Origin of the sequence: Cellulosimicrobium sp. 72-3 (assembly GCF_013127315.1) — a bacterium.
GTDB lineage: Bacteria > Actinomycetota > Actinomycetes > Actinomycetales > Cellulomonadaceae > Cellulosimicrobium > Cellulosimicrobium funkei.
The window spans coordinates 2,372,983-2,385,769 of the sequence record NZ_CP053419.1 but is presented as its reverse complement, the minus strand read 5'-3'; the positions used below and the strand labels follow the sequence as shown (position 1 = coordinate 2,385,769).

Sequence of the window (12,787 nt, the reverse complement as noted above, 5' to 3'; positions counted from 1 at the left end):
CCACACGTTCCCCGTCCCGCTGTCGGGCGCGAAGGCACCCACTCTCATGTGGGCGCACGAGCACGCCGTCGAGCCGGCCGCGCTGCAGCAGCTGCGCAACATCGCCGCGCTGCCGTGGGTCGAGGGCGTGCGTGTCATGCCCGACGTCCACCTGGGCAAGGGTGCGACCGTCGGCTCGGTCATCGCGATGCGCGACGCCGTGTCGCCCAACGCCGTCGGCGTCGACATCGGGTGCGGGATGATCGGCGTCCGCACGTCCCTCACGGCGGAGGACCTGCCCGACGACCTCGGGCCGGTCCGCGCGCGCATCGAGGCCGCGATCCCCGTCGGCTTCCACGCGCACGACGAGCCGGTCGACCCGCACCGGCTGCGCTCGATCTCCGGTCGCGGCCCGGCCGAGATCGCGCGCGGCGCGGACGCGTTCTGGTCGCGGTTCTCCGGGCTGCACGGGCGCGTCTCGGACATCGAGGGCCGCGCGCGCCGTCAGCTCGGGACGCTGGGCGGGGGAAACCACTTCGTCGAGCTGTGCACGGACACCGACGGGCAGGTCTGGCTCCAGCTGCACTCGGGGTCGCGCAACATCGGCAAGACGCTCGCGGAGCAGCACGTCGCGGTCGCGAAGCGCCTGGAGCACAACCAGGGGCTCGTCGACCGCGAGCTCGCCGTGTTCCTCGGCGGCACGCCGGAGATGGACGCATACCTCGCCGACCTGTGGTGGGCGCAGGAGTACGCGGCGCGCTCGCGCGCGGTCATGATGACGCTCGTCGTCGACGCCGTGCGTGCGTCGTTCCCCGGCCGCGAGATCGCGTTCGACGAGGCCGTGAACGTCCACCACAACTACGTCGCGGTCGAGCGCGTCGACGGCCAGGAGCTCGTCGTGACCCGCAAGGGCGCGATCCGGGCCGGGAAGGGCGACCTCGGGCTCATCCCGGGGTCCATGGGCACCGGCTCGTACATCGTGCGCGGGCTCGGGAACCCGGAGTCGTACTGGTCGGCGTCGCACGGCGCGGGCCGTCGCATGTCGCGCACGACGGCGAAGAAGACCTTCACGCTCGACGACCTCGCCGCCCAGACGGCCGGCGTGGAGTGCCGCAAGGACGCCGGGGTGCTCGACGAGATCCCGGCCGCCTACAAGGACCTCGACGAGGTCATCCGTGCCCAGTCCGACCTCGTCGAGGTCGTCGCCCGCCTCACGACGCTCCTCTGCGTCAAGGGCTGACCAGGCGGTCCCGGCGCGGCGAGCAGGTGGTCCTGGTGCGTCCGGAGGTTCGGACGAGCCAGGACCACCTGCTCGGCCCCGGAGGGACGGTCAGGGGTGGTTTCGGGGGAGGCGGACCGCGACGGTGGTGCCGGTGGGGCCGGGCTCGTCCGCCGTCGCGGACGTCACGGTGATCGTGCCGCCGTGGGCGGTGACGATCGCGTCGACGATCGCGAGCCCGAGGCCCGTGGAGCCGCCGGTGCGGTTGCGGGCGTCGTCGCCGCGGGTGAAGCGGCGCAGGAGCGTCGGCCGCAGGGGCGCGGGGATGCCGGGCCCGTCGTCGGCGACGGCGAGCACGACGGCGTCGGCGTCCGCGGAGAGCCGGACGTCCACGTGCGTGCCGGGCGGGGTGTGCGTGCGGGCGTTGGCGAGGAGGTTGGCCAGCACCTGGCGCAGGCTGGCCTCGTCGCCGGTCACCTCGAGGTCGACGGCGTCGTCCGGCAGGTCGTCCGGGTCCGGGGCGCCGGACGCCGGGTCGACGTCGAGGTCGTCCGCGCCGGGCAGGTCGAGCGCCCAGTCGTGGTCGGGTCCCGCGGCGTGCGCGTCCGTGACGGCGTCCACGGCGAGCACGGCGAGGTCGACGGGCGCGCGGTCGAGCGGGCGGCCGGCGTCGAGCCGGGCGAGGAGCAGCAGGTCCTCGACGAGGCCGGTCATGCGCACGGCCTCGGCCTCGATGCGGTCGAGCGAGCGCGCGGTCGCGGGCGGCACGTCGTCGGGGGAGCGGCGCACGAGCTCGGCGTACCCGCGGATGGAGGCGAGCGGCGTGCGCAGCTCGTGGCTCGCGTCGGCGACGAACCGCCGCACCTGGGTCTCGGAGTCGTGGCGCGCCTGGAGCGAGGTCTCGACGTTCTCGAGCATCCGGTTGAGCGCGGCGCCCACCTGGCCGACCTCCGTGCGCTCGTCGGTGAGGTCGTCCGGGACGCGCGGGATGGCGTCGATCTCGCCCTGCGCGAGCTCGAGCTCGGAGACGCGGCCCGCGGCGGCGGCGACGTCGTCGAGCGGGCGCAGCGAGCGCCGCACGAGCCAGGTGCCGAGGAGCACGGCCGCGAGGACTCCGGCCGCGCCGAGCGCGGCCTCGACGAGCACGTACCTCTCGACGGTCGCATCGACCTGGGCGGTGCTCGACGCGACGACGACGGGCTGCCCGTCCGCGGTGGTGCGGTGCACGGCGCGGAACGACCCCAGGTCGGGGAGGTCGACGTCGTGCGCGGCGCCGTCGGCGGGGACGTCCTCGAGCGTCGCGACCTGGGCGTCGTCGAGCGTCACGCGCTGGAGGTCCGGGGTGACGTACTCCGCGAGGACGAGCTCGCCGCCGTCGTACCGCAGCACGGCGCTGCCGGGGCCGGTGCCCGCGGGGAAGCGCGACGGGTCGTCGGGGCCGTCGGGCTCCGGCCCGGACGCGTCGCCGGTGCCGTCCGGGGGCTGCGCGGGGCCGTTGCCGCGGGCGAGCCGGTCGCTCGCCTGGCGCAGCTCGTGGTCGACCTGGGCGACGAGCTGGGTGCGCAGCACGACGGCGGACGCGACGGCGAGCCCGACGGTGACGAGCAGCACGACGGCCGCGAGCACGAGCACGAGGCGCCGACGTAGCGCGGTGGGCCGCCGGTCCCTGCCGGTGGCCGTCGGGCGGGTCGTGCCGAGGTCAGGCACGGGCGCTCTCCGCGTCGGCGGCGGGCTTGAGCACGTACCCGACCCCGCGCAGCGTGTGGATCATGGGCGCGCGGCCCTTGTCGATCTTGCGGCGCAGGTAGGAGACGTAGAGCTCGACGATGTTGGCCTGGCCGCCGAAGTCGTAGTTCCAGACGCGGTCGAGGATCTGCGCCTTGGACAGCACGCGGCGCGGGTTGCGCATGAAGTACCGCAGGAGCTCGAACTCGGTCGCGGTGAGCCGGATCTCCTCGCCCCCGCGCCGCACCTCGTGCGCGTCCTCGTCGAGCTCGAGGTCGCCGACGACGAGCACCGAGTCCTCGCGCTGGGCGGTCGCACCGCCGCGGCGCAGCAGCCCGCGCAGCCGGGCGACGACCTCTTCCAGGCTGAACGGCTTGGTCACGTAGTCGTCGCCGCCCGCGGTGAGCCCGGCGACGCGGTCCTCGACGGCGTCGCGCGCGGTGAGGAACAGCACGGGCACGTCGGCGTCGCGCTCGCGCAGGCGGCGCAGGACGGTGAGCCCGTCCATGTCGGGGAGCATGACGTCGAGCACGACGACGTCCGGCCCGGTCTCCCGCGCGGTGCGGATCGCGGTGTGCCCGTCGAGCGCGGTGGAGACGTCCCAGCCCTCGTACCGCAGCGCCGAGGTGAGCAGCTCGGCGAGGTTCGGCTCGTCGTCGACCACGAGGACGCGGACGGGGGAGCCGTCCGGGCGCGTGAGGCGCGGCTGGTCCGGGCGGCCGACGGGGGCGGGGGCTGCGGTCATGCTCCCAGGGTCGCGCGGGACGCGGAGGCGTGCCTGTGGTGACCCTGTGCGCTCGCTGTGCCCCGCGGCCGGCCCGGTCCCCGCCCGACGCGCGCCGCGAGCCGGGGTGAGAAACCGCAGTCGCGAGTCGTTGAAACCTTGACTTTTGTGCGCCTGCCGTCAAAACTCGCTGCATCGGCAGCAGCCGACGTCCACGCACGCAGGAGTGCGCGCGTCGCCCCGTGGGGTCGCCGTCGGCGACCCTCCGGCTCGCGCTCTCGACGACGAGGGAGAAGCACGCATGGATTTGTTCAGCGGCATGACGTTCCGGCGGGCGGTGGCTGCGGCCGCCGCGCTGCCGCTCGTGGGCGGTGCCACGCTCATGACCGCGGGCCCGGCGGCCGCCGACGAGGAGGACTACAAGATCCTCGTCGTCGGTGAGACGCTCGGCTTCCGCCACTCGCACATCGACGACACCACGCGCGCGCTCATCGAGCTCGGCGCCGACAACGGCTTCACGGTCGACGTGTGGGACCCGCCGAACAGCTCGGCGGGGTGGTGGGGCAGCGGCTCGCCCGGTCAGCCGGACCTGACGATGGACTCCTCGCCCTTCACGAGCGCCGAGGACCTCGCGCAGTACGCGACCATCGTCTTCGCGTCGCCGGTCGACAACACCAACTCCCTCAACCCGGCCACGCCGCGCCTCCTGGACGACGCCGAGCTCGCCGCGTTCCAGGGCTACATCCGGGGCGGCGGCGGGTTCGTGGGCCTGCACGCGGCGACGGACACGATGCACACCGTGCCCTGGTACAGCCAGCTCACGGGCGGCGGCGCGCGGTTCGTCAGCCACCCGCAGCAGCAGACGGCGACGATGCGCGTCGAGAGCCCGGGCCACCCCTCGACGGCGCACCTGCCCGCCGTCTGGGAGCGGTTCGACGAGTGGTACAACTACACGACCAACCCGCGCGAGGACGTCCACGTCCTCATCACGCTCGACGAGTCGACGTACAACCCGGGCAACAACGCGATGGACGAGGACCACCCGATCGCGTGGTGCCAGAACTTCGAGGGCGGTCGCTCCTGGTACGAGGGCGCCGGGCACACCGACGCCTCGTGGACCGACCCGCTGTTCCTCGAGCACGTCCTCAAGGGCGTCGAGTGGACCGCGGGCGTCGTCGAGGGCGGTGGCAACTGCGTCACCTTCGGCGAGGTCGACGAGCTCGTGGCGGGCCTGAACACCTCCGCGGTGGGCGACGGCGTCATCGCCGGCGCGATCTCGTCGCTGCTCGGCAGCGCGCGCAGCGCGGCCGACGCGGACGACCCCGCGACGGCCGTCCAGGTGCTCGGCGGCGCGCGGTCGCTCGTCGACCACCTGTCGGCGGCGGCGGGCGACCGCGCGCTGCTCGGCACGAAGATCGACGACCTCGTCGACTGGCAGTCGGCGCTCGTCGACGACGGCCCCGCGCTCGACCTCTCGGCCGAGGCCGAGCTGCGCACCATGGGCGGCAAGCAGTACCTCGCGGTCCGGGTGGTCAACCAGGACGACACGGCCGTGGACCTCACGGTCGCCACGCCGTACGGGACCAAGGAGTTCGCGGCCGTCGCGCCGACCAAGAACGCCTACCAGGCCTTCGCGACGCGCCTCGTCGAGGTACCCGCGGGGCAGGTGACGGTCACCGCCACCGCCGAGCGCGACGGCGAGACGGTCACCGAGGAGCTCGTGGTCGACTTCGGCGGCACCGCCTGACGCCTCCCCGGCCCAGCAGGCACGACGCCCGTCGCACCCCGGTGCGGCGGGCGTCGTCGTGCGCGGGACGGGACGCCGCCGGGCGCGCCCGTCGCGCGTCAGACGAGCTGGAGGGTCGTGAGGCAGGTGGGGTCGTCGTCGCGCGTCGAGACGGTCGTGGTGCCGACCCGGCCGTCGTGCTCGACGCGCAGCTCCGCGTCGACGTCGCGCGGGAGCCAGTAGCCCACGAAGCCGTTGGCGCCGAGCGTCGTGTCCTCCTCGACGAGCGCGTCGCCGGTGGCCGCGTCGACCACGGTCACCGAGACCGGCTCGCCCGCGAGCTCGCCCTGGCACGTGGTGAGCGAGTGGTAGAAGCACTCGTGCGTCTCGTCCACGAAGGGCGCGACGGAGAGGTAGAACGTGTCCTCGGGCAGCGGGACCGTGGTCTCGTACGACTCGTCGGCGAGCACGAGCTCCGCCGCGCGGACGGAGGCCACGAGGTCGGTCGGTCGATCGGCGGCCTCGAGCCCTTCCAGGCGGTCGACGACCTCCTGGCCGCTGAGCCCGGCGAGGTCGTGGCGGTCGAGCAGGGCGTCCAGCGCGGAGGGCTCCGGGGACCCGCCGGAGCAGCCGGCGAGCACGAGGGCGGTGGCGGCCACGGCGGCCACGAGGGTCGGGAGGGCACGTCGTCTCATGCGCCGATCCTCTCAGAGCGCGACGCCGTGACCAGGGCCGGAGGTCCCGGGCGCGCCGACGGCCGGGACCCTGGCGGGCCCCGGCCGTGCGGGTGGCGGACGGCGTCGCGTCACGCGGTGAGCATCGCCACCGGGTTGTCGTGCGTGAGGCGCGCGAGCACGTCGCGCGGCACCCCGCGCGCGGCGAGCATCTCGGTGAACACCGTCGGGACGTAGGCGAACCCGTTGCCGCCGTGCTGCACCCACATCTGCTTGAGGAACACGTCGTGGCTGAGCAGCACCTGGCCCGCGTGACCGGCCTCCACGAGGCGCTGCACCGCGGCCGCGGTCGTGTGCGGGTCGGGGGACACGCCCTCCTTCGGGAAGGTGATGTCCATGCCGACCATGTCGAACTCGAGCCAGACGCCGCGCTCGGCCACGGACCGCTGGTAGCCCGGGTCGTCGGCGGACGGGTCCATGTGGCACAGCACGACCTTCTCCGGGCGCACGCCCACCTCGTCGAGCACGAGGTCGAGCACCTCGTGCGCGCGGCGCTGCCAGCCGGGCAGGTGCACCTGCAGCGCGACGTGCGGGTGCTCGCGCTGCGCGAGGGCTGCGGCGCGCAGGGACGCGGCCTCGCCCGGCGTGAACGACGGCGAGACGCCGATCTCGCCGATGATGCCGGGCCGCACGCCGGTCCCGCCGATCCCGTCGGCGAGCTCCGCGACGATCGCGGACGCCTGGGCGTCCACGGCCGCGGCGGCGATGCGGTCGCCCTCGAACTTCTCGAGGTACGCGCCGCAGCCCGCGACCACGTGCAGGCCCGTGCGGCGCGCGACCTCCGCGAGGCGCTCGGGGTTGCGCCCGATCGCGGCGCTCGACGTCGCGTCGACGATCGTGCGCCCGCCCAGCGCGGCGAAGCTCTCGAGCTCCGCCGCGACCGCGGCGACCGGCTTGTCGGCGATGTTGTCCGCGCAGCAGTACGGGTCCTGGCGCAGCGCCCACGCGACCGACGCAGAGACCGGGGCCTCGACGACCGCCTCGGAGAAGCGGTAGCTCGGCGGGTCGAGCACCCCGGACAGGTCGTTGAAGAGGTGCTCGTGGGGGAGCGTGAGGCCGAGGTCCGCGGCCGCGGCGCGGCCGGTGACCGTCTGGACGTGGCCGGCGGGCGTGACGCTCATCGCGCGCTCGTCTCGCCGGCCTCGCCACCCGCGACGGCCGCCGCGACGCCCGCGTCGGGTCCGTCCGGGCCGCCGGGGGCGTCCGGGCCGTCGGCGTGCGCGGCCTTGCCGGACGGGATCATGCCGATCCCGGCGGCGACGAGCGCGATGACCGTGCCGATGACGGTCGCGACGTGCACGGTGTGGCCGAGCGCGGGGATCGCGGCGTCGAGGACGAGCGAGCCGACGAGCTGGCCCGCGACCGAGGCGAGGCCGAGCAGGAGGAGGCCGAGGCCGCGCACGAGCAGCGCCATGAGCGCGATGGACAGCAGGCCGAGCGGTCCGCCCAGGTACATCCACCACTCGCTCGGGAGCTGGAAGTCGACGCCGCCCACGGCCGCGCGCACGAGGTAGGCGATCAGCAGGGCGGTGAAGCCCACGAGGAAGTTCCAGCCGATCGAGACGAGCATCGACCCGGTGACGTCGGCGACGGCCGCGTTGCCGGCAGGCTGCCAGCCGGCGAGCAGACCGCCCACGAACGGCATGATCGCGAGGACGATCGTGTGCGGCACGGAGAAGCTCGGCGAGATGACGACGACGGTCGCCGCGATGGCGAGCGCCGCGCCGAGCAGGCGCGTGGTGGTGAGCGGCTGCTTGACGGACGCCGTGACGCCGAGGCGGTCGCAGATGACGCCCGAGATGACGAGACCGGAGATGAGCGAGATCTGGAACGTCGCGACGCCGAGGACGCCGACGGTGACGCCCTCGGACAGGACGATGACGGCCCCGCACAGGCCCGCGAGGTAGTTCCACCACGGGATGGTTCGCGAGCGGATCAGGCCGGGGATCGCGAGCGCCTCGCGTCGGGTCGCGGGGCGCGCGAACACGACGACGAACATGAGGACCAGGCCGGTCCCGAACGAGATGAGGGCGGCGGCGTGCCCGTCGCCGATCGTCTTGCCCAGCTGGCCGTTGACGGCCGCCTGCATGGGGCCGAGGGCCCCCGCGAGGACGGTCGCGACGACGAGCAGGGCGGTCGCGGTGTCCTTGACCCTGCTGCGGCGGGCTGACGGGCTCACAGCACCTCCCTGAGTGCCGGACGGGGAACCGGTGGTCGCCGGCGTGGTGTGCTTCATTGCGTGACCGTGCCTTCCTCCGACGGTACGTCGGACTTAGCTGTGGAGCGGAATCCTGGTGCCCTCGGGGGCCAGGTCGGTGGCGCGCGGCAGGGAGTCGACGGCGCCGTGGCGGGTGGTGGTGGAGGCGGCGACGTGCGCTGCCCAGCGGGCGGACTCGACGAGGTCGCCGCCGTGGAGGAGGCCGTCCGCGAGCGCCGCGCAGAACGAGTCGCCGGCGGCGGTCGTGTCGACGGCGTCGACGCGCTCCGCCGGGACGGTGACGGGTGCGCCTCCCGCGGGGACGACGAGCGCGCCGTCGGCCCCGAGGGTGACGACGACGTCCCCGGGGTGGTCGAGCGCGCGGACCATGGCGAGCACGGCGTCGGTGCCGACGGGCTCGTCGCTCGCGCCGACGAGGGTCGCGAGCTCGAACCGGTTGGGCACGAGCACGCGGAACGCGGCACGCACGGGGGCGGGCAGCGGGACGGCGGGCGCCGGGTTGAGCACCGTGGTGCCCGTCGCGGTGGCGGCGACGGCGCGCAGGGCGCCGAGCGGCGTCTCGCACTGGCACAGGACGGCGGCCGCGTCGCGGACGAGGTCGGCGCGCTCCGTGACGAACGCCTCGTCGACGACGGCGTTCGCGCCGGGCTCGATGACGATCGTCGACTCGGGCTGCTCCCACAGCACGACGGCGACGCCGGTGGGGCGGTCCGCCGTCGCGAGGCCGTCGAGGACGAGGCCCTCGACGGCGAGACGGCGGCGGATCGCGCGGCCGTCGTCGTCGTCGCCGACGGCGCCGACCATGGCGACGCGACGGCCGAGCCGGGCGGCGGCGACCGCCTGGTTGGCGCCCTTGCCGCCGGGGGAGCGGACGAGGCCCGTCGCGGAGACGGTCTCGCCCGAGCGGGGCAGGCGGTCGACGGTCAGCCTGAGGTCCATGTTCAGGCTGCCGACGACCACCACCTCGGGCGTCATCAGCCCGCGAGCCAGGTGACGGCCTGGCCGAACAGCGGGCCGTAGCCGGCCCAGTCCATGAACTCGCGCGGGGCCCAGTGCGGGGAGATGTCGGAGGCGAACGCGAGCGTGCGCCCCTCGCCCTCGCTGCGGACGGCGACGAGCGGGCGGCCCTCGATGGTGGCGAGGACGGTCGCGTCGGCCTTGGCGGTGAGGCGCTGGTAGCCGAGGAGGATCGGCCACTCGCGGTCGAGGCCGGCGGTGACGGGGTGCTCGACGTCGGTCAGGGTGCCGCCGATGCCCTCGGGGGTCTCCTCGCGGTCGTCGTACGGGAGGATGTCGACGGGCAGGACGGCCTCGACGGCGGTGCCGTGGTAGTTGGCCTTGGCCTGGAAGCCCTGGAAGCTGAGGTAGCCGCCGGCCATCATGAGGCCGCCGCCGCGGCGGACCCACTCGGCGAGGAGCTTGAGCCGGTTCGGGAACGGGCGCCCCTGGGAGAACACGACCGGCGGGAGCAGGAGCGAGTTGGCGCCGATGTCCGACAGGATCACGACGTCGTAGGCGTCGAGCTCGTCGAGCGTGGAGGGGAAGTCCTCGGCGACGAGGTGCGAGGGCAGGTGCGTGACCTCGTGGCCCTCGGCGGCCAGCGCCTCGAGCAGGCGCGCGCACCCGATCTCGAGCTGGGCGTGGGGGAACGCGTCGTACCCCTTGTAGTCGGTGGTCGCGTTGATCCACGACTCCCCGGCGAGCAGAACCCGGCTCATCCCGGCCTCCTTGCGATCAGGTCGCGCGGCGACGTCCTCGACGACGTTGCGCAACGTTGTGTAGCGTTGCGCAAGACCGTAGGGGGCGAGCGGCGCGGCTGTCAACACCGTGCGCGGCCCGACGCTCCCGGTAGAGTGCAGGGGATCTGGGGGACCGCCCCGAGGAAGGGGAGCCATGACGCTCACGCGTGTTGCGCAACGTGCCGGCGTGTCGGCCTCGACGGCGTCGCGCTACCTGCGCGGGCAGCTCAACGTCCAGCCGGAGACGGCGGCGCGGATCGACGCCGCGGTGCGCGAGGTGGGGTACGTCGTCCCCGCGCCCGGTCCCGCCGCGCGCGAAGACGAGCGTCGCACCGGGGTGGTCGCGCTCGTCGTGCCCGACTTCGTCAACCCGTTCTTCACCGCCCTCGCCGAGGAGGTCGCGCGCCTCGCGGGCGACCGCCGCGTCCCGCTCGTCGTCGCGCTGTCGACGCGGCACGGCGACGCCGAGTCCGGCCTGGGCCAGCTCCTCGCGAGCGACGGCTCGCTCGGCGGCGTCGTCTACGTGGGGATGTCGCGCACCGACGACCGGCTCGCGCGCGCCGTCGCAGACGGGCTGCCCGTCGTCGTCATCGACGAGGAGGTCGACCTCGACCTGCCCGTCGAGACGATCACCGTCGACAACTACGGCGGCGCCTACCAGGCCACGAGCTACCTCGTGCAGCAGGGGCACCGGCGCATCGCCCACGTCGCCGGGCCCGCGGAGCTGTCCACGACCCAGGACCGCCTGCGCGGCTACGTCGACGCGATGCACGACGCCGGCCTCGACGTCGACCCGGACCTCGTGCGCCACGGCCCGTACACCGAGCAGTTCGGCGCCTCGACGTTCCCCTACCTCACGCGGCCCGGGAACGCGCCGACGGCCGTGTTCGTCGGCAGCGACATCGTGGCCGTCGGGATGCTGGGCGCCGCCGAGCTGCACGGCATCTCCATCCCCGAGGACCTCTCGGTCGTCGGGTGCGACGGCATCCGTGTCGGCCAGTGGCTGCGCCCCAAGCTCACGACGCTCGAGCAGCCCGTCGCGGCGCTCGCGCTCGCCGCCATGGACGCGATCGAGCGCTCGATGACCGGCACCCCGCCCGCGGTCCCGCCCGCACGCACCGTGCTGCCGCTGCACCTCGTCGTCCGCGGCTCGGTCGCCCGGCCCGCGGACGCGTAGCGCGGCGGCTCGCGCACCGGCGGTCGCGAGCGGTCCCTACGCCGCGCGCGCGTCCGCGGCCCGGCGGGTCCAGCGCATCACGGCGTACAGCGCCGCGCCGATGGCGAGCAGGATGCCCGCGCGCAGCCACGTCACGGCGTCCTGCTGCGTCAGGAGCAGGACGCACGACGCCACGCCCAGCACCGGCACGACCGTCGCGACGCGGAAGTGCGGCGCGTCGACCGGGTCGCGGCGCAGCACGAGGACCGCGACGTTCGTCGAGGCGAACACGAGCAGCAGGAGCAGCACGACGGTCTCGGCGAGGCCCGCGACGTCGCCCGTGAACACGAGCCCCATCGCGACCACGGTCGTCACGACGATCGCGACCCACGGCGTGCGGCGCCGTGGGAGCACGCGCCCGAGCGTGGCCGGGAGCAGGCCCTGCTCGGCCATGCCGTACGCGAGCCGGCTCGCCATGATCATCGTGAGCAGCGCCCCGTTCGCGACGGCGATCAGCGCCACGAGGGAGAACACCCAGGCGGGCACCGACCCCTCCGCGTCGACGACCTCGAGCAGGGGCCCGGTCGACCCGGCGAGCGTCTCGGGGTCGACGACCGCGACCGCGGCGACGCCCACCGCGACGTACACGACGCCCGCGGTGACGAGCGCGCCGAACAGCGCACGCGGGTAGGTGCGGCGCACGTCGCGGACCTCCTCGGCGAGGTTCGCCGACGTCTCGAACCCGACGAACGAGTAGTAGGCGAGGATGGCGGCCGCGAGGACGGCGAGCGCCGGCGTCGTGCCCTCCGCGAACTGCGTGACGCGGCCCGGCGACCCCTCGCCGCGCCCCAGCACGACGGCGGCGAGCACGACGACGAGCACGAGCCCGGACAGCTCGATCGCGGTCATCGCGACGTTCGCGCGCAGCGACTCCTTGATGCCGCGCGCGTTGAGCGCCGCCACGACGGCGAGGAACAGCACGGCCACGAGGCGGTCGGGAGCGTCGACGAACGTCGCGAAGTAGTCGCCGGCGAAGGCCAGGGAGAGGCCCGCGGCGCTCGTCACGCCCGCCGCGAGCATGGAGAACCCGACGAGGAACGAGACGAGCGGGCTGCGGAACGCGCGGTCCGCGAACACGGCCGCGCCGCCGGCCTGCGGGTACTTGGTCACGAGCTCGGCGTACGACCCGGCGGTCAGCAGGGCGAGGCCGAGGGCGACGAGGAGCGGCAGCCAGACGGCGCCGCCCACCTCGCCGGCCATCTCGCCGACGAGCGCGTAGACGCCCGCGCCGAGCACGTCGCCGAGGATGAAGAGGTACAGGAGCCGTCCCCCGACCGAACGGGACAGCTTGGTGTCCGGGTCGGCGGCCTGCTGCTGGGTTGCGGTCGGTGCGCTCATCGCGTCACCGTGCCACGGCCCCGGATCGCTCGCGCCCGGTGCCGGACCGTGCGCCCGCCACGTGCGCCCGTCCCGTGCGCCCGGACGAACCCGCGCGGGCACGGCGTGCGAGCCGCCGTGCGAGCCGACAGGAGGCGTGTGAGCCGCCGTGCGAGCCGACAGGAGGCGT

11 protein-coding genes are annotated in these 12,787 nt (G+C 74.6%); 3 read left to right on the top strand and 8 right to left on the bottom strand.

What is annotated here, in order from left to right:
* Positions 1-46 precede the first annotated feature (46 nt).
* A complete protein-coding gene (locus HKK73_RS10830; RefSeq protein ID WP_171468744.1) occupies positions 47-1,219 on the top strand; it encodes an RtcB family protein in 1,173 nt (390 codons plus the stop codon).
* Between the two features lie 90 nt (positions 1,220-1,309).
* Here HKK73_RS10830 and HKK73_RS10825 read toward each other — a convergent pair whose 3' ends face one another.
* Together HKK73_RS10825 and HKK73_RS10820 are read right to left on the bottom strand one after the other, a co-directional pair.
* Positions 1,310-2,905, bottom strand: coding sequence for a cell wall metabolism sensor histidine kinase WalK (locus tag HKK73_RS10825; protein ID WP_171467980.1), 1,596 nt, complete (start codon positions 2,903-2,905; stop codon positions 1,310-1,312).
* Positions 2,898-3,668, bottom strand: a complete 771-nt coding sequence (locus HKK73_RS10820) for a response regulator transcription factor (protein WP_114553232.1) — start codon at positions 3,666-3,668, stop codon at positions 2,898-2,900. The genes HKK73_RS10825 and HKK73_RS10820 overlap by 8 nt, the downstream gene beginning before the upstream one ends.
* A gap of 280 nt (positions 3,669-3,948) precedes the next feature.
* Between HKK73_RS10820 and HKK73_RS10815 the strand changes: the two genes are divergently transcribed.
* The gene (locus tag HKK73_RS10815; RefSeq protein WP_171467979.1) at positions 3,949-5,394 is read left to right on the top strand and encodes a ThuA domain-containing protein; all 1,446 of its coding nucleotides are present in this window, start codon (positions 3,949-3,951) and stop codon (positions 5,392-5,394) included.
* Positions 5,395-5,492: 98 nt separating this feature from the next.
* Here HKK73_RS10815 and HKK73_RS10810 read toward each other — a convergent pair whose 3' ends face one another.
* From HKK73_RS10810 to HKK73_RS10790, 5 genes are all read right to left on the bottom strand, one after another.
* Positions 5,493-6,068, bottom strand: coding sequence for a CueP family metal-binding protein (locus tag HKK73_RS10810; RefSeq protein WP_171467978.1), 576 nt, complete (start codon positions 6,066-6,068; stop codon positions 5,493-5,495).
* Between the two features lie 110 nt (positions 6,069-6,178).
* Positions 6,179-7,228 carry a phosphotriesterase gene (locus HKK73_RS10805; protein WP_171467977.1) on the bottom strand — a complete coding sequence of 350 codons (1,050 nt, stop codon included), beginning with the start codon at positions 7,226-7,228 and terminating at the stop codon, positions 6,179-6,181.
* On the bottom strand, positions 7,225-8,286 hold the full coding sequence (locus tag HKK73_RS10800) for a DMT family transporter (protein ID WP_216607979.1): 1,062 nt from the start codon (positions 8,284-8,286) through the stop codon (positions 7,225-7,227). The genes HKK73_RS10805 and HKK73_RS10800 overlap by 4 nt, the downstream gene beginning before the upstream one ends.
* Before the next feature lie 93 nt (positions 8,287-8,379).
* On the bottom strand, positions 8,380-9,300 hold the full coding sequence (locus HKK73_RS10795) for a ribokinase (RefSeq protein WP_043653989.1): 921 nt from the start codon (positions 9,298-9,300) through the stop codon (positions 8,380-8,382).
* Positions 9,300-10,043: a glutamine amidotransferase gene (locus HKK73_RS10790; RefSeq protein WP_021483621.1), complete on the bottom strand. Its 744-nt coding sequence runs from the start codon at positions 10,041-10,043 to the stop codon at positions 9,300-9,302. The genes HKK73_RS10795 and HKK73_RS10790 overlap by 1 nt, the downstream gene beginning before the upstream one ends.
* 175 nt (positions 10,044-10,218) lie before the next feature.
* On the opposite strand from HKK73_RS10790, the gene HKK73_RS10785 reads away from it, so the two are divergent.
* Positions 10,219-11,241: a LacI family DNA-binding transcriptional regulator gene (locus HKK73_RS10785; protein WP_171467975.1), complete on the top strand. Its 1,023-nt coding sequence runs from the start codon at positions 10,219-10,221 to the stop codon at positions 11,239-11,241.
* 36 nt (positions 11,242-11,277) lie between these two features.
* On the opposite strand, the gene HKK73_RS10780 is transcribed toward HKK73_RS10785, so the two are convergent.
* A complete protein-coding gene (locus HKK73_RS10780) occupies positions 11,278-12,618 on the bottom strand; it encodes an APC family permease (protein WP_171467974.1) in 1,341 nt (446 codons plus the stop codon).
* Between the last annotated feature and the right edge of the window lie 169 nt (positions 12,619-12,787).